We start from the raw sequence: 17,373 nt of genomic DNA, 5'->3' as shown, positions 1-17,373 counted from the left end.
ACCTCAAAAAATGAGATGACCTTTAATATAATCAAAATATAAATATTATTATTTAGCAATAATAACTTTTGAAGTAGTATCGATACCTAAACCTTTTACTTTTACTAAGTAAGTTCCGTTGATCAATCTGCTTGTAGAAATTGCTTTTTTAGATTCTGGTGAAATTTTATTCTCTGTAGAAATCAATTTTCCTGACATATCATAAATTTCAACATCTACTTTTCCTAAAGTGTTGTTTGGGAAATTAATGTAAAACTCGTTTTTAGCCGGGTTTGGATAAATTGAAATTCCAACATTTTTAACTGCACCAGTTTCTGATGTAGAAAGGAAACATTCAGCCGGAACAGTAAAGTCTTGCTCCTGGTCATTAATGCTGGTTTTAGTTCCTGCGGAAGCATTTACTCCTAAACCTCTTTTAGCAAAAGTTCTCCAAATCATACATTTGTCTGCACCTCCTGTAGTAGCCATTTCTGCCTGTAAAATTGCATTTCTACCATCAACAAATGTAGGGTTACAAACTTGAAGCTTCAATGCATCTGTTACCAATTGTAAAACTCTTGCACTTCCACTTGTAGTACTTGAAGTTACATCTGAAGCGTAACCGTATTTAGCAACATATTCCCAATTTAAATCCCACAACATTGTTGCCCAAACAAAACCAATAGAGTGAACATCTGGCACAATAGCCTGACCATTATTATACTCCATCCCATTTGTATCTGTATAAGTATAATCGTTAATTGCAAAATCAGGAGAGTATTTTGCAGGTCTTATTCCGCCTCCCGTGATTCCTTGTCCTCCTGCATATGTTCCAATTCCTCTTGCAACTGAAGAATTATCTCCAGGTTTGTTAGTTAACATCAAAGCAAAAAAGTCTGACCAACCTTCACCCATTTGTTCTCTACTTGCTCCTGAATTCAGACAATTGTAGCCAGTTCCTGTTAATCTGTTTGAAATACCGTGTCCATATTCATGGGTAACAATACCATTATCAAAACTTCCATCATATTTTGTATCTAATCTTAAATCAACATTCACTGTTGTGTTTGCTGCTAACTTTGTTTTGATGTATTCACCTTCAGCATTGGTAATCAAAATAGATGGAATCGTAACTGTTGCGTCGGTCCCCCCCATATTACCTAATGTAGAACCATTCGCAGCGTTATTGTAAATAATAACTCCTGTAGCTCCTGCATCTTGAGCATTTTTCACTTTTGAAGAGAATGTACAAGTTGAAACTCCTCCTCTTTCAATTAAGCCAATTTTTCCTGCCATTTCTCCCGCCGGTAATGCAGTACATCCGTCGATAACACTTGCCAACTTTACATCTCCGGTAATCCCTACATCATTAAGACTTGGACCAAACTGTGCTCTTCCTCCTAATACATTACGTGGAACTGCATCTGTGGGTGCATTATAAAACAAAACTTTGTTTGATCCCATCCAAAGATACATCTGCATTACCGGGTTGTAACTATCAGGATAAGATGCGAAGTTGGCATTATTATATCCTCCTCCATCTTGGGATTGTGCAAAAACATCATCATCATCTAGACCTCCGTTCCCGAAATTTTTATTTTGGAAATTTCTTGCCGCCTCTGTAAATCCGAATTTATAGAAAATATCATGTACCTTATTGCTTATATAAAATAAGTTGGTTGTGGATGCTGATAAATTATTAATTGCTTTTGCATTAGCATCATACGGAAAGTTGAAATTTCTTGTAGCCCCTCCATCTGGAGAAGTTCCAAAAGTATTTTCATTAGCATCTTTATCATCGTATGCATATACATTATTTCCTCTTGTGATTGTGTAATGTGTCGTTCCGTTAGAATGCCATCCTTCTGGTGAAGAAGCAAGAATCCACGGATTTGTTACGATACTTCTCGCCCCGAAAGTAGGTGCTTCAAGAGGCAAAGCAAAAACATTGTAAGATGCATTATCTGCAGACAATAATAAACTATTGTTATTTACAGAATAATATTCTTTGTTTTGTGGCAAAGCTAAAGCTTGCGAATCGTGAGAATAGGCACCATCATGGAAATTACAAGAAAGGTTCATATTCATTTTACTGATTATTTCACCTGAATTGGCATCAATAACGTAATTCCAATGGTTAGAAGTTTTTGGTTCATGAACTAAAAATTCGTAAGCCAACTTTAGATTCCCTTTTTCATCAGAAGCATAAACCAATCTCTGTTTTGCAGCAACATGCTTATTTTGCCCTTGTTGAAAGAAATCTAAAAGTGGAAGATCTGAAATTTCATTTTTACCAAGATCAGCAGCTATTTTACTAAGTGCCGCTTTTTTATTTAAAGAAGCATTTGCTGGAACCGAACTTATATAATCTTTAATAAAATTATCATTAAAGTAAGTAACTTTATTATCCTTAATCAAAGCTGTTGCTACGGTACCGTAAACGGGAAGTCCATTATAAGTCTGCTGAATTTTCACAACATCACCATTTAATGATTTTGAAGAATCAACATTATCAACAACAAATTGATTAAGATCAGATTTTTTATATTCTCTTAATTTATTTTGAGAAATATAAGTTTTAATCAACACTTCATTTGACTGTGCAAATGACATTGAAGGTATTACTGCGAAAACTGCAATAATAAGAGGTAGAATTACTTTTTTCATTTACTTAATTAAAGGTGCAAATGTATATTAATTCTCAATTAACACTACCATAAATTTAGAAATTCTTTAATTTAAAAAATAAAACACTAATTAATACTTAAATCATTAATTATCAATGTTTTATAATTGAAATTAATATAAATCACATATATAACTTGTTGATTTTCAACATCACACACTTAACCCTCAATAGCGTTTTAAACTATATAAGAGCTCTATTTTGAAATTTTCGGAAGTGAAAAACAATTTTAAAATAATTTAAAATTTAATTCTACACTGTATGATTAATTTCATATTCTTTCAAATTTCAACAATTAGTCTTGATTTAACAAAAATCAAGTAATGATGATTTATTTTATTAATCAAACAAAAAAAACCACTCTTTCGAGTGGTTCTTATGATAAAAAATGATTGTCGGATTATTTACCTCCTTCCATTTTCTTTTTCAATTCTGCTAAAGCATCGATGTCTCCAAGAGTTGATCTTTCTTCGTTGTTTGAAGAAGAAGAAACATTTCTAGAAGAAGATTCTTTCACATTCTTTTTCTCTTCGTCTCTGAAGATACCTGTGTGAGAAACTACTACTCTCTTGAATTCTTTGTTGAATTCGATTACTTTAAACTGAGCATCTTCACCTTTTTTGATTTTAGATCCGTCTTCCTTCTCTAATAATCTTGATGGGCAGAAAGCTTCAACTTCAGCATCTTCGAATTGTACAGAAGCACCTTTATCGTGTACTTCTACAGCTTTACCAGCGTGTACAGTTCCTTCAGCATATTTAGTTTCAAATTTATCCCAAGGGTTTTCTTGAAGTTGTTTGTGACCTAGAGATAATCTTCTAGCTTGGATGTCTAATTCTAGAACTACAACATCTAATTTATCACCAACTGCACAGAACTCAGATGGGTGCTTGATTTTCTTAGTCCAAGAAAGATCAGAGATATAGATTAATCCATCAATACCTTCTTCCAATTCTACGAATACACCGAAGTTTGTAAAGTTTCTTACAGTTCCAACGTGTTGAGAACCTACTGGATACTTAGCTTCGATATTTTCCCATGGATCTTTAGATAATTGTTTCATACCTAAAGAGATTTTTCTGTCTTCTCTATCAAGAGTAAGTACTTCAGCTTCCACTTCGTCACCTACTTTTACGAAATCTCCTGCGCTTCTCAAGTGAGTAGACCAAGACATTTCAGAAACGTGGATTAATCCTTCAACACCTGGAGCGATCTCAACGAATGCACCATAGTCAGCAAGAACTACTACTTTTCCTTTTACTTTATCACCAACTTTCATATCAGCAGAAAGAGCATCCCAAGGATGAGCTTCTAATTGCTTCATACCTAATTGGATTCTTGTTTTCTCGTCATCAAAATCAAGGATAACAACTTTTACAGTCTGTCCGTCTTCTAGGATTTCAGATGGGTGGTTCACTCTAGACCAAGAAAGGTCTGTAATGTGGATCAATCCATCAACACCTCCTAAGTCGATGAATACACCGTAAGAAGTAATATTCTTAACAGTACCTTCAAGAACCTGACCTTTTTCAAGCTGAGCGATGATTTCTTTTTTCTGACCTTCGATATCTGCTTCGATCAATGCTTTGTGAGATACAACTACGTTTTTGAACTCAGGGTTGATTTTCACAACTTTGAACTCCATAGTTTTACCTACGAACTGATCGTAATCTTTGATTGGCTTAACATCAATTTGAGAACCTGGTAAGAATGCTTCGATTCCGTGTACGTCAACGATCATACCTCCTTTAGTTCTAGACTTAACAAAACCGTTAACGATTTCTCCAGTTTCGTGAAGCTCATTTACTCTATCCCAAGCTTTAAGCGTTCTAGCTTTTCTGTGAGATAATTGTAACTGACCTGTTTTGTCTTCTCTTCTGTCAACCATTACTTCTACTACATCACCAACGCTTAAACCTGGGTTGTAACGGAATTCGTTAAGAGAAATAACACCTTCAGATTTGAAGTCGATGTCTACGATAGCTTCTTTGTCAGTTAATCTTACAACTTTACCAGTGATAACGTCGTTATCGTTTAAGCTGCTAAGAGATCCGTTGTAGATTTCTTCAAGATCACTTTTTTCTTTTCTCGCATCTGCATCAAGACCTGATTCGAAAGAATCCCAATCAAATTGTTCTGGTGCTACGTTTTGGTTTAATAAAACCTCTGCTGAATTTGTCTCTTTTGACATTTTCTAATAAAATTTGTATTCCTTCTTTTTTAATGGTCTGAATAAATGTGGTTTTAAAAAATACGGAAGTAATTAATTTATAATAATTTACCTTTTCAGACCTGCCCACAAAAAGTGACTGCAAAAGTACAAAAAAAACTTGAAATTACATATATGTTTATTTTAATTAATCTAACAGGAAAAACATGCTTATTTTAAAAACAAAACAGATGAGCAAAATTGCTCATCCGTTAAAAAACACAAATTATGATAAAATCATATTCTTTTAATTAATGGACTCTACAATGGTAGTATTAAGAGTTATTTTCGCCAGAAAACTACTCATATTATCACAACTGCTTCCATTATCAGATCTTGTAGCGGGACCTCCATAGACAATCTTTTGTGTTGCCAAATTAGAAGTTGAAGATATATTTCGCGCCATTACTTTTATCGAATGATTGCCAATGGAAAGGTTACTAACCACTCCATTCAGAATAAATTTATTCCATGAACAGGTGAAATTTTCTTTTTGTTTATGGTATTTTCTTACTACAACAAGTACATCATCAACAAAAATACCGATAGCATATTCATAATATTCATTAGAAGAAGCATCAAGTTGCGTCATCCCTTCCACTGTAAAGGCAAAGGAATTATTAACTCTCGTAAAGGCTTTCGAATCTATTACTCCCAAAGAAGTCCAGCCCGATGTGCCCGATCCTAAATTGATAGCTCCAGGATTAAAACCTGTGATGCTCGTACTTGCTGTAGAAGAAACAGAGCTTATATTAACGATATCCAACTTAGGTTGAAGCTGCTCTTTTGTATATAAAGAATTCCATCGATCAACTTCGAAATAGGTTATTGTTTGTGGCAAAGATAATGTAGAGTTGGTGTTAAAAACTATATTTCCGTTTTGAGGATTTGGAATTGTAGTTACATCCATATTTGAAGTTAAAGGAATTCTTGGAAGCAAAAATCCTTTTTTGTCTGAATCCAATTTCAAGACAGCCGTATTATCCAAAGCGGGGGTGCCTTTGTCTGTAATCACAACTTGTGAAAAAAACAAATGAGGAATAGCCGCTAAAACAATTATATTAAATATTTTTTTCATGATTAGTAAGGTAAGGGTTGGTTAACTAAAACTATGGCGCTTATTTTTGCCTCATCATTGGAGATGTTACTACAACTTGCGCCTTTTTGTCCATAATTAATAGTTCCGGTTGTTGTACTCGATCTATTCATCACCGCAAGTTTTAGATTATGGGTACCTACGCTGAGATTATTTATAAGACCTGTTATGGTAAACTCTCGGAATGCACATGCATTATCTACATTCATCGTCGCCGATTTTGATGTAATTAATTTATCATCTACAAAAATTCCCAAACCGTATGTCACACTTTCGCTACTTGAAGATGTATTATTTAATTGCAACATTCCTGTAAAAGTAATCACAGCATTATTTGCCGCTCTGTCAATGACAAAGCTAAATGGCGAAGGATCTGCAATCTCAACCCAGGGAGAAGCCAAAACGCTTCCATTTACAAATGAATTGACTGACGTAGCATCTGCCGGATAATTACTGGTAGCGACACCTGTATTGTAAATTTTAGAATAATATTTAGTAATTCCTAAAAGCAGGTTGATATTTGCAGAACTAAAATAAAAAACCCATTTTGTAGAATCCCAATAATACAAACCTTTACCACCAGGGAAACCTGCATTGGTATTGTAAACCAATAAAGATTCTGTAGGTTTTGCAATCATAAAGCTATAATCGGAGACATTACTGGGATTTAGCGAAACTTTTGGCAGCATAAAGCCTTTATTTCCAGATACGAGATCTAAAATTGCAGATTCATTAGGCGCACTCGTTCCAATCCCTACCGAACCAGTTTGTCCGTAAATATTGTATCCCAATATTAAAAAGAGGAATAATAAATAATTTTTTTTCATGGCTTTGTGTTTTAAGATTTTTCGGTTAATTTGATAAACATATTGATCTTAGACATATCTGCATTCACAGAAGAGGAGGCAGCACCGCCAAACTTCCAGCTGGTTGCATTAGAATAATTATTCACCCTCATTGTAACATATGTTTTTATGGTATGATTACCTAAACTAAGATTCTTGAAAACCGTATCAATTGAAAAAAAATCATATTGAAAAGAGCGCCCGTAATTGGAAGAATAGTTCCGCACGCCTGCAAGTTTACCATCTACAAAAATACCAATGGCATAAGTGTAAGTATTGGCAGGGCTTAAATCTGTATTATTGGCCTGAACCATACCTTCAGTAAGTACAAAAACGGTATTATTAGCCTGAGTAATAGAAACATCTTTAGAAAGACCGGGTATTTCTGTCCACACCGAACCTGGTACAGAATTTTCTGCATACATTAAGGCTCCGGAAAGTGTACTCAAATCGACTGACGACGAGCTTGATGTGCTGTAAGAAACCGTTAAACCCAATACTGAATAGATATTCTGAGAATCTACAAGCTCGTTCCATTTATTAACTTCCCAAAAATTAAATCCTTTTTTTCCGGGAGCTTTATTGTAAGCCAATAATCCGAGAGTAGGAGTCGCTGTAACGGGTGAAGCTAGATTGAGATTTGAGATGTTAAGATTAGGAATTAAAATACCTTTGTTAGAAGAATAAGTTTTTAGGAGCAAATCATTCTCTACAATAGTAGCTCCTATCCCTACTTGAGCGTAGGTGTTTTGAAAAAAAAGCAAGTAGAAAACCACCGCCTTAGATAGAAGTATTTTTTTCATCATCGTGTATATTAAATTAAACTTGTGTTTTTATTACCATTCGGAAATCCTAAAAGCGAACTTTTAAAATTCCCGAACAATAACTTTACAAATCTATAATTTAATTACACACCAACAAATAATTTGCTAATTTATTTTAATTTTATTGATAAATTCAATAATAAAAACACTAATCAATAGAGGATTTAGTGAATTAAATTTGGCTAAAAAGTTTTGCTAGAGCCGTCCAGCAAGTCATTCAGAGTAGAAAATTCTTCCGGAGTCAGGTCTCTCCATTTTCCCAAAGGAATATCGAGTTTGATATTCATGATTCTTATACGTTTCAGTTTTATCACTTCATAACCTAAAAATTCGCACATTCTTCTGATCTGACGGTTGAGACCTTGTGTCAAAACAATACGAAAAGTCATATCATCAATCTTTTCAACCTCACATTTCTTAGTTATCGTATCTAAAATTGGAACCCCATTGCGCATTTTTTCCAAAAACTTTGGGTTGATAGGTTTATCAACCCTTACCAGATATTCTTTCTCGTTATTATTTTTAGATCTCAATATTTTGTTAACGATATCACCATCACTTGTCAACAAAATCAAACCTTCACTTGGTTTATCTAATCTTCCGATTGGGAAAATTCTCTGCGGATGGTTGATATACTCAATGATATTATCTCTTTCACGTTTTGTATCGGTAGTACAAACAATTCCTACAGGTTTGTTGAAAGCAATATAAATAGGCTTTTCCTGAGATTCACGGATGGGTTTTCCGTCAACTTCTACTACATCTTCATCTGAAACTTTTGTTCCCAGTTCAGGAATTTGTCCGTTTATTTTTATTCTTCCTTCTTCCAAAAGCTTATCTGCTGCTCTCCTTGAGCAGTAGCCAACCTCTGAAAGATATTTATTAATACGTGTTTTTTCCATTATTCTATACCTTCTACTGTGTAATTTTTGTTGCTGAAAATCGTGATTCCGTAACTTAGTCCTATAAAAAAAGGATTATTATTTCCCACTTTATGACCTTCAAAAAACAACCCACCTTCCTGGCTTAATCTTTTTGAATACGAAACCTGAATACCAAGTCTGGCTCCCCAAAATTCTGAGTCTGAAACAGCAGAATTGTTTATCTGTTTGCCATAATTAAGATCAATATAAAAAGGCTGATCTCCAGGATTAAAAATGATTTTAGGCTGAATCATCCAATAAACCAAATGGTAATTATCTTCTATAAAACTATATTTCAAGCCTGTTCCCAATGCAAAATTAGGAAGAAAATTGTAACCTCCAATTGCGGTAATGCCATAACTGATCTTTCGTTTTGCTTCTGGCTGAATATATTGAGTATTATTGGGTAATTGCTTTTCTTTTTTTAAGTTTAAACCTACATTTAGAGAAGGATTAAAATAAAACCCCATTTTAGGCTTCTTTGAATCGTCAACTTGTGAAAATACTGCCGTTGAAAACAGTAAAAATGAGATCAATAATAAATTTTTAATCATAAATTTTCAAATCTATATTCGTTTTCTAAAAAATCACTGGTTCCATCTTCAATTTTATAATCCCCGATTTTTGTTCTTCTCAATTGGGTTAGATAACCTCCTACTCCCAATTCTTGACCAATATCGTGTGCTAAACTTCTGATGTAAGTTCCTTTTGAACAACCCACCGTAAAACTCACCAAAGGAAAGTTGATCTCAATATCTTTGATGTAATGAATGGTTGTTTTTCTGGATTTCATTTCGACCTCCTCTCCTGCTCTTGCCAAATTGTACGCTCTTGCTCCATCAATTTTAATTGCAGAAAAAATCGGCGGTTTCTGATCTATTTCACCTAAAAATTTATCTAAAGCATTTTTTACATCTTCTTCTGTTACCTTTGAAATATCCTGATGAAGGATTTCTGGTTTTTCGGTGTCGTAAGATTCGGTTTGTACGCCTATTTTTACTTCGGTCCAATATTCTTTTGGAGCATCTTGTATTTCAGGGATTTTTTTTGTGAATTTTCCTGTACAGACAATCAGTAATCCAGTCGCACGCGGATCTAAAGTTCCGGCATGACCAATTTTGAATTTTTTCGGAAGATCAAATTCTCTTTTGAGTTTATATTTCATTTTATTGACCGCCTGAAAAGAAGTCCAATCCAAAGGTTTGTCTAATAAAAATATGTGTCCTGACTGTAATTCTTCAGCTGTCATTTTGAGTTGGAGGGTTTTTAGAGTTTGAAGGTTGGAGAGTTGATTAGTTAATCAGTTTTTTAGTTTGATAAATATAATATTATTTAAATACTGCGTTTCAACAGTGAATCTCTTGCAGCCCGGCTTGAACGGAGCTCTTTTTGCCGCAGCGAAGCGGAGGCAAAAAAGCGGGAGTGGAAGACGGAAATAGCTGCCTAAATTAAATAAATAATTAGTAATGGGTAATAAATTATTTAAAGTAATAAAAATAAATCAACAAAGCGACTCCTACAAAAATACGGTACCAACCCCAAGGTTTGAAACCATATTTGTTTAAAACTCCGATAAATGCTTTGATTGCGATAAGAGCTGTAATAAATGCAACAATATTTCCAACAATAAAAATCATAATGTGATCCTGAGATTGTAATATCATTTCGTAACCTTTCATAGGATTTGCAGTTGTTTTCCCCCAGGTTTTTACAAAAACAGAGTAAACCGTCACCGCCAACATCGTAGGAACAGCCAAAAAGAAAGAAAATTCTGCCGCCGCTTTTCGTGATAAACCCTGAGTCATCCCTCCAATAATGGAAGCTGCACTCCTACTCGTTCCGGGCATCATCGCAAGACATTGCCAAAAACCAATGGTCACTGCTTTTTTTATTGAAATATCTTTCTCGTCATTGATAACCGGATTTTTAAACCATTTATCGGCAAACAATAATACGACTCCACCTAAAACCAAAACTGAGGAAATAGCAATCTGATTTCCCAACACAGCCTCAATCATATCATCAAAAATATATCCTAAAACCAAAGCCGGAATCACCGCAAAACCTAATTTGTAATAAAACTTAAGGTTTTCAAAGTCGAAAAACTTTTTCCAATAGGCAACGACTACCGATAAAATAGCTCCAAACTGTATGGAAACCTGAAACATTTTTAGAAATTCGGTTTCTTCTAAGCCCATCAAATTGGCGGTAAAACCCATGTGAGCGGTAGATGAAATGGGTAAGTATTCTGTAAGTCCTTCTACTATGGCAATGATTATTGCTTTGATTAAATCCATTTTTGTTTAATTCAAAAAATATTAAAAGATTAAAAACAGCAAAAGATTCAAATTAATATTCAAATCTTTTACTGTCTTACTTTTTATTGTAAAAAAAAAATTATTTCCTTTTTAAAATTGCGTAGACTTCAATCACAAAACCAGTCACCACAAGAAGCGGAGCAATTCTGATTCTTCTGATTGAAAAAATGTCGTCGTTCCAGACATTGGGATCTAGTTTTCCGTCAACCGTATTTGCATCTGGACCCATCATAAGAAGAAAACCAACTACTATACACGCAAGACCAATCAGCATCCATTTAAAATTCTGTTTACCGAAGTAAAAAGTATTTTCGTCGGAAACTTTTGTTTCGTTACCAAAATCTGATGCCGAAAATTTATTTGTTTTTTTGCTCATTTTTAAGAATAATATAAATCGTCAACGTTAGATCTTAAGAATCTCCATGTTGCAATAATTGTACTTAATACGGTGATGAATAAACCTACACCAAATATAGAAACCACCAACCAAATATACTGATTCGTATCTTGTACGAAAGGCGTTTTGATCGCTGTTGTAAAATAATACCAAACTCCGAAGAGTGCCAAAAGACCGATAACCGCACCAAGAACTCCTAAAACAAGTGCTTCTTTGATGAAAGGCGTTAAAATAAATCTTCGTTTTGCACCTACCAACTGCATGGTTTTGATGATAAATCTTTTTGAAAAAACTTTAAGACGAATTGAATTGTTAATCAATACAATCGCTAAAACCAAGAACAATACACAGAATCCTAAAATCCATTTTAAAATTTTATTCAGGTTGTCATATATTTTCTGAGAATCGGTATCGTTTTTCACATCTTTTATTCCGGGAACAGCCTTCAGTTCTTTCAATACGCTTGCTGTTTTAATAGAATCTGTATAACCCGCTTTTAACGAAACTTCTACAGAGGCAGGATAAATATCTTCTTCAAAAAGCGCTTCTGTATCAATTCCCAAACTTTTTTTAGCTTCAGCAGTAGCCATTTTTTTGGTAATGTATTTGGTACGTTTTACCGCTTCCATTTTATTGATTAATTCAACAGCAACGGCTTCTTGTTTTGCAATTTTAGCAGAATCTTTGATCTCGTAATTTTCATCAAAATAAGCATTTACTACAAGCTGCTCTTTTAAATAGTCGGAATATTTTTGAGCGTTGATTAAAATAAGCCCCATTAATCCCAACAAAAACAGCACTAATGCGATACTTACTACGACAGTAATATTGCTGGATCGAAGCCTTTTCTTATTAAACTCATCTACAGATTTAGCCATTAATATTAAAATTTTTGGCTAAATTAGAAAAAATCTTCCGAAATTTGGGACGAATTAGAGAAAATCATTGTTAACGAAATCATAAAAAACTTTGAGTGTAAAAGCAAAAAAACATCTCGGTCAACACTTTTTGACCGACGAAAATATCGCCAGGAAAATTGTAGAAGGACTGAGCTTTGAAAACTACGGAAACGTACTCGAAGTAGGCCCCGGAATGGGAGTTCTTACCAAATATCTTATTGAAAAAGAACAAAAAGTATATCTTGCAGAGATCGATACAGAATCTATCGAGTATCTGAAACAGCATTATGATAAAATAACCGAAGAAACCTTTGTAGGAGATTTTCTAAAGCATGATTTTGCAGGTTTAGAAAATGAACAAATCGCAATTATCGGAAATTTTCCTTATAATATTTCGTCACAGATTTTATTTAAAATCATTGATTATTATGAGCAAATTCCAGAAATGGTAGGAATGTTCCAGAAAGAAGTTGCAGAGAGAACTGCCGCTGTACCAAGAACAAAAGATTACGGAATTTTGTCTGTTTTAATTCAGGCTTACTATGATGTAAAATACCTTTTCACGGTGCATGAAAATGTTTTTAATCCGCCACCGAAAGTAAAATCGGGCGTGATAAGACTGACCAGAAATCCTAAAGAAGGTCTTGCCGGAAATGAAGTTTTGTTTAAACAAATCGTAAAAGCAGGGTTTAATCAAAGAAGGAAAAAATTATCTAATGCACTGAAAGTTTTAAATATTCCTGAAGCGTTAAAAACTCACGAATTTTTAGATAAAAGAGCTGAAGAGCTTAGTGTCGCAGATTTTATTTCTTTCACCACTCTTTGGAAAGAAAATCAATAAACAAAAAATGCCTTTCAAATTCTGAAAGGCATTTTTTTTATTTAATACTGAGAGTTACTCTCGGTTTTTCAACATAATCCAACCCGATTGATTCATTTGGGTTTTAGACTTATTGTATTCAAAATTAAATTTGTACCAATACGTTGCAGTCGGCAATCTCTTCCCTCCTACAGTTCCGTTCCAGATTGGTGTTTCTTTTGAGAATTTGAACATTTCCACACCGTATCTGTCATAGATAGAACCATTAAAGTTTTTGTATTTTGCTAAAGAAGTAAGATCTAAAACATCATTTACACCGTCTTGATTTGGCGTAATTACATTATTAATATGAAGCGTAAAGAATTCTATAGAACCATTACAACTCGTGCCTTTAATTCTTATTCTTACCGTATAATTTGTATTGTTTAAAAGCCCCGGGAAAACATTAGAATCCTGCCAAACAATACCACCATCAATAGAATATTCAAGAGTCTGCGCAATATTATTGATTGAAGGTGTGTAAGCCGTTACCGTCAAAGTATTATCAGAATAATTAAGATTTGTTACATATGGTAAAGCTGCTGCATGTACTTTGACTTTAAACTCATCCTTACAAACTCCATTATCAATTTCCACACTGTAAATACCTAATTCATTAGCAACTATTGTCTGAGTAGTTGCGCCTGTATTCCACAAATAAGTATAATTATTTCCCGCTCCTGCATCCAAAACAATACTGTCTCCAACACACATTTCTACATCTAAAAGAGGAGTTGTAATCGCCGGAATAACTTCTATTCTTACTTTAGCCGGTTGAAGAGATTTACAACCTTTTGTTCCGATTGCGTACACTGTAAATTCTGTAGACTGGTGTAATGTAACGGTTTGTGTATTTCCACTTCCTCCAAAATTACTCCAAAGATAAGTCACCCCTCCTGAAGCGGTAAGCGTAACGGTTTCACCAACACAAATTCTGTACTGTGATGAAGCCAATTGTGCAACAGGAGTAACTTCCCTTTGCAAAGTAAGTTCTACAAGTCTACTACAAAAGCTACCATTAGAAACTACAACATGTAAAATTTGTCCATCTGTACCGTTATAGTCGTAAATGTTTGCAATATAATTATTGTTTTGAGCTATTGCATCTGCTTGGTTTTCATAAAAATGAAATGTTGCAGTTTGCCAATCATTACTGATAGAAGCTTTTGTTCCATTTAAGTTAAATGAAGTTACATCTGGTGTAGTACACAATAAGTAAGTTCCGTTATGTGCTTCTGGGGTTGTTCCACCATGAATGACAATTGATGCACTTCCAGGACAAGGATTTCCGGGAACGCTTACTTCAATTTTATACGTTCCGGGCTGTGTTGCAGTAATAGTATTGGTAGTAGCATTCGGTATTACTACTCCATCTAAAAACCATTTATAATTTAAATTGGGTCCACTCGTTGATGCTGTAATTACCTGTGGCTCATTATCACAAACATTAATTTCTGCAGGTAATTGAGCTCCCGAAGGATCTAATAAATTTACACCGATATCAAATGAACCTGCTTCTAAAAAAACAGCAGATCCAAAATTATCATCTCTAGCATCTGCAATAATCATTTTTATATGATAAGACTGTCCCGGAATTACTGTAGCTTCAGCAGTAAGAGGCGCTGTAGTACCAATATAATTTGTGGCATTTGGAGCTAAAGAGCCAAAATATTGAGCATTAATCGGTCCACAAGAAAAGCTTCCCGGAAGAATATTAGGTACAGAAACTGGTCCTGCACCTCCAGGTAAAACTGCTAAATTTGTATAAGTAGATCCTGGAGTATTTGGCTTTAGCAGTAAAGCAAAAGCATCATCATATTGCAATGGTGGACAAGGATAGTTTCCTGTATATTCTTCTGAAGCGAAAATATATCTGAACTTCATCTGAGAACTCGTCGGTACAAAATCAAATTCTAAAACACCAGAATTGAAAATTTGTGTTGTTACTCCAATTGCTGCAACAAGATCCGGATCACTTCCTCCACCATTATCATCACTTAAAATAGCACCTTCAGCAGTATTCCCAGCTTTTCTAGCGAAACCAGTTGTTAATATAATACCTTCTTCAAAGGGGAATGTAGAGGTTGATTTATTAAAATACCCCCAAAATCTATCATTATTAGTAACCAGTTGATTAGGGCTAACTGTAACGTTAGAAATATTAGGAGTTCCGCAAGAACCTGAAGTTCCTACTAAAACATCAGTTACTAATTGTGCAGGAGTAAAATTGCTTTCAGGATAAGGAGTAACATTTACATCTATGTAATCTCCCGCTTTCGCTGTTGCAGGGATGATTTTTTTTGCTGGAGGTCTTGCTGTCTGAGCATAAGTAACATTTCCTAAGGCTAATAAAAATAAAGAAAACCGCAGTATATATCTCTTCATAATAAAATTTTGTTTCAACAAATTTAATAGTTTTTTACAGTTACCCCACAAATAACTCTACTTTTTTACATCATTAAGAAGCTTTATTTAATTTTTGTATAAATACTTTATTTATACAAAACAGTCAATTCGAAAATCGCAGATTAAATCTAAAATCAGCTTTTAAGAAAATTCCAGGGGGAAAATCAGAAATATTTTGTGTTAAAAAATAAAAAGTTATTAAAAAAGATAAAAATCATCTCTTAAAATTTATTTCAAACATTCAAAAAAATGTGACTTTCAGAATTCGATTAATTTCACGATTTTTGCAAATTCAAAATACGATATGTCAGACTTAATCAAAGAAATAGAAAAAAGAAAAACCTTCGGAATTATCTCTCACCCCGATGCCGGAAAAACCACTCTTACTGAGAAGTTACTACTTTTCGGAGGAGCAATTCAGGAAGCAGGTGCGGTAAAATCCAATAAAATAAAAAAAGGAGCCACTTCCGATTTCATGGAAATTGAAAGGCAGAGAGGAATCTCGGTAGCAACTTCCGTGTTGGCTTTTGAATACAGAGATCATAAAATCAATATTCTGGATACTCCGGGTCACAAAGATTTTGCTGAAGATACTTATAGAACCTTAACTGCTGTAGATTCTGTAATCGTTGTAATCGACGTTGCAAAAGGGGTTGAGGAACAGACCGAAAAACTCGTTAAAGTTTGCAGAATGAGAAACATCCCAATGTTGGTTTTCATCAATAAGCTTGACCGTGAAGGGAAAGATGCTTTCGATTTGCTGGATGAAGTTGAACAAAAATTGGGATTAACCGTTTGCCCACTTTCTTTACCGATTGGTATGGGTGCAGATTTTCAGGGAATTTATAATATCTGGGAAAACAATATTCAGTTATTCTTAGAAGAGAAAAAACAGAAAGTAGGTGATGCAATTAAGTTTGATGACATTAATGATCCTAAAATTGATGAAGTTATTGGCGAAAAACCAGCACAAAATTTAAGAGAAGAACTCGATTTGATACAATCTGTTTATCCTGAATTCAATCGTGAAGATTATATGAAAGGAGATTTACAACCGGTTTTCTTTGGTTCAGCTTTAAATAATTTTGGTGTTCGTGAATTGTTGGATGCTTTTATCGACATTGCACCAATGCCACAGCCGAAAGAAAGTGATACCCGTTTGGTAAAGCCTGAAGAAAGTAACTTTACAGGATTTGTTTTCAAGATTCACGCAAACATGGATCCTAAACATAGAGACAGACTCGCTTTCGTGAAAATTGTTTCAGGAACTTTCAAAAGAAACGAAAATTATTTGTTGGTAAGAGAAGGTAAAAAAATGAAATTCTCTTCTCCGAACGCATTTTTTGCAGATAAAAAAGAAGTAGTTGATGAAAGTTTCCCTGGAGATATCGTCGGACTTCATGATACAGGAAGTTTCAGAATTGGAGATACTTTAACGGGCGGCGAAAAGCTGAGCTTCAAAGGAATTCCTAGTTTCTCACCAGAACATTTCAGATATATTAATAACAACGATCCTTTAAAAGCAAAACAATTGGCAAAAGGTATTGATCAGTTGATGGACGAAGGTGTTGCTCAGTTATTTACACTTGAAATGAACAACAGAAAGATCATCGGAACGGTTGGTGCGCTTCAGTACGAAGTTATTCAATATCGTTTGGAGCACGAATATGGTGCAAAATGTACGTATGAACCACTTTCTATGCACAAAGCTTGTTGGGTAGAAGCAGATGAAAAATCTGAAGAATTCAAAGAATTTGCAAGATTAAAGCAGAGATTTTTGGCAAGAGATAAATATAACCAATTGGTTTTCTTGGCAGACTCTTCTTTTACAATTCATATGACACAAGAAAAATTCCCGAATGTGAAATTACATTTCATCAGTGAATTTAAGAATGCTTAAAAATTTATTTAAGTTCGTTTTATAAAAAATAA

At 34.2% G+C, this 17,373-nt stretch carries 14 protein-coding genes; 2 read left to right on the top strand and 12 right to left on the bottom strand.

Annotated features, from left to right (window positions below; genetic code table 11):
- Positions 1–48 precede the first annotated feature (48 nt).
- The 11 genes from BUR17_RS16140 to BUR17_RS16090 form a co-directional block, all read right to left on the bottom strand.
- A complete protein-coding gene (locus tag BUR17_RS16140) occupies positions 49–2,646 on the bottom strand; it encodes a T9SS-dependent M36 family metallopeptidase (protein WP_074231632.1) in 2,598 nt (865 codons plus the stop codon).
- 419 nt (positions 2,647–3,065) lie between these two features.
- Positions 3,066–4,856, bottom strand: coding sequence for a 30S ribosomal protein S1 (gene rpsA, locus BUR17_RS16135; RefSeq protein ID WP_074231631.1), 1,791 nt, complete (start codon positions 4,854–4,856; stop codon positions 3,066–3,068).
- 265 nt (positions 4,857–5,121) lie between these two features.
- A complete protein-coding gene (locus BUR17_RS16130) occupies positions 5,122–5,952 on the bottom strand; it encodes a hypothetical protein (RefSeq protein WP_074231630.1) in 831 nt (276 codons plus the stop codon).
- A 2-nt stretch (positions 5,953–5,954) separates the two neighbouring features.
- Complete coding sequence (locus BUR17_RS16125; RefSeq protein WP_074231629.1) at positions 5,955–6,797, bottom strand: hypothetical protein; 843 nt, start codon at positions 6,795–6,797, stop codon at positions 5,955–5,957.
- Positions 6,798–6,808: 11 nt separating this feature from the next.
- Positions 6,809–7,618 carry a hypothetical protein gene (locus BUR17_RS16120; protein ID WP_074231628.1) on the bottom strand — a complete coding sequence of 270 codons (810 nt, stop codon included), beginning with the start codon at positions 7,616–7,618 and terminating at the stop codon, positions 6,809–6,811.
- A gap of 203 nt (positions 7,619–7,821) precedes the next feature.
- Positions 7,822–8,541, bottom strand: a complete 720-nt coding sequence (gene rluF / locus BUR17_RS16115; RefSeq protein ID WP_074231627.1) for a 23S rRNA pseudouridine(2604) synthase RluF — start codon at positions 8,539–8,541, stop codon at positions 7,822–7,824.
- Positions 8,541–9,116: a hypothetical protein gene (locus tag BUR17_RS16110; protein ID WP_074231626.1), complete on the bottom strand. Its 576-nt coding sequence runs from the start codon at positions 9,114–9,116 to the stop codon at positions 8,541–8,543. The genes rluF and BUR17_RS16110 overlap by 1 nt, the downstream gene beginning before the upstream one ends.
- On the bottom strand, positions 9,113–9,811 hold the full coding sequence (gene truB, locus BUR17_RS16105; protein WP_074231625.1) for a tRNA pseudouridine(55) synthase TruB: 699 nt from the start codon (positions 9,809–9,811) through the stop codon (positions 9,113–9,115). Before truB ends, BUR17_RS16110 begins: the two co-directional genes overlap by 4 nt.
- Positions 9,812–10,040: 229 nt before the next feature.
- Positions 10,041–10,859, bottom strand: a complete 819-nt coding sequence (locus BUR17_RS16100) for an undecaprenyl-diphosphate phosphatase (protein WP_074231624.1) — start codon at positions 10,857–10,859, stop codon at positions 10,041–10,043.
- A 100-nt stretch (positions 10,860–10,959) separates the two neighbouring features.
- Positions 10,960–11,256, bottom strand: coding sequence for a DUF3098 domain-containing protein (locus BUR17_RS16095; RefSeq protein ID WP_074231623.1), 297 nt, complete (start codon positions 11,254–11,256; stop codon positions 10,960–10,962).
- A 2-nt stretch (positions 11,257–11,258) separates the two neighbouring features.
- Positions 11,259–12,155 (bottom strand): cell division protein FtsX, encoded by an 897-nt coding sequence (locus tag BUR17_RS16090; RefSeq protein WP_074231622.1) that lies wholly within the window; start codon positions 12,153–12,155, stop codon positions 11,259–11,261.
- Positions 12,156–12,246: 91 nt separating this feature from the next.
- Between BUR17_RS16090 and rsmA the strand changes: the two genes are divergently transcribed.
- Complete coding sequence (gene rsmA / locus BUR17_RS16085) at positions 12,247–13,017, top strand: 16S rRNA (adenine(1518)-N(6)/adenine(1519)-N(6))-dimethyltransferase RsmA (protein ID WP_074231621.1); 771 nt, start codon at positions 12,247–12,249, stop codon at positions 13,015–13,017.
- A 54-nt stretch (positions 13,018–13,071) separates the two neighbouring features.
- Here rsmA and BUR17_RS16080 read toward each other — a convergent pair whose 3' ends face one another.
- The gene (locus BUR17_RS16080) at positions 13,072–15,420 is read right to left on the bottom strand and encodes a choice-of-anchor L domain-containing protein (RefSeq protein ID WP_074231620.1); all 2,349 of its coding nucleotides are present in this window, start codon (positions 15,418–15,420) and stop codon (positions 13,072–13,074) included.
- Positions 15,421–15,745: 325 nt separating this feature from the next.
- Here BUR17_RS16080 and BUR17_RS16075 point away from each other — a divergent pair, with 325 nt between their 5' ends.
- On the top strand, positions 15,746–17,341 hold the full coding sequence (locus BUR17_RS16075; protein WP_074231619.1) for a peptide chain release factor 3: 1,596 nt from the start codon (positions 15,746–15,748) through the stop codon (positions 17,339–17,341).
- Positions 17,342–17,373: the final 32 nt, after the last annotated feature.

The organism is Chryseobacterium scophthalmum (assembly GCF_900143185.1).
GTDB classification, from domain to species: domain Bacteria; phylum Bacteroidota; class Bacteroidia; order Flavobacteriales; family Weeksellaceae; genus Chryseobacterium; species Chryseobacterium scophthalmum.
Note: the sequence above shows the minus strand (reverse complement) of the source record. Positions and strands in the feature narration are given on the sequence as shown.

Coding starts and splice junctions, on each gene's coding strand:
- BUR17_RS16140 (WP_074231632.1), bottom strand. CDS start 2,646: ATGAAAAAAGTAATTCTACCTCTTATTATTGCAGTTTTCGCAGTAATA.
- rpsA (WP_074231631.1), bottom strand. CDS start 4,856: ATGTCAAAAGAGACAAATTCAGCAGAGGTTTTATTAAACCAAAACGTA.
- BUR17_RS16130 (WP_074231630.1), bottom strand. CDS start 5,952: ATGAAAAAAATATTTAATATAATTGTTTTAGCGGCTATTCCTCATTTG.
- BUR17_RS16125 (WP_074231629.1), bottom strand. CDS start 6,797: ATGAAAAAAAATTATTTATTATTCCTCTTTTTAATATTGGGATACAAT.
- BUR17_RS16120 (WP_074231628.1), bottom strand. CDS start 7,618: ATGAAAAAAATACTTCTATCTAAGGCGGTGGTTTTCTACTTGCTTTTT.
- rluF (WP_074231627.1), bottom strand. CDS start 8,541: ATGGAAAAAACACGTATTAATAAATATCTTTCAGAGGTTGGCTACTGC.
- BUR17_RS16110 (WP_074231626.1), bottom strand. CDS start 9,116: ATGATTAAAAATTTATTATTGATCTCATTTTTACTGTTTTCAACGGCA.
- truB (WP_074231625.1), bottom strand. CDS start 9,811: ATGACAGCTGAAGAATTACAGTCAGGACACATATTTTTATTAGACAAA.
- BUR17_RS16100 (WP_074231624.1), bottom strand. CDS start 10,859: ATGGATTTAATCAAAGCAATAATCATTGCCATAGTAGAAGGACTTACA.
- BUR17_RS16095 (WP_074231623.1), bottom strand. CDS start 11,256: ATGAGCAAAAAAACAAATAAATTTTCGGCATCAGATTTTGGTAACGAA.
- BUR17_RS16090 (WP_074231622.1), bottom strand. CDS start 12,155: ATGGCTAAATCTGTAGATGAGTTTAATAAGAAAAGGCTTCGATCCAGC.
- BUR17_RS16080 (WP_074231620.1), bottom strand. CDS start 15,420: ATGAAGAGATATATACTGCGGTTTTCTTTATTTTTATTAGCCTTAGGA.
- BUR17_RS16075 (WP_074231619.1), top strand. CDS start 15,746: ATGTCAGACTTAATCAAAGAAATAGAAAAAAGAAAAACCTTCGGAATT.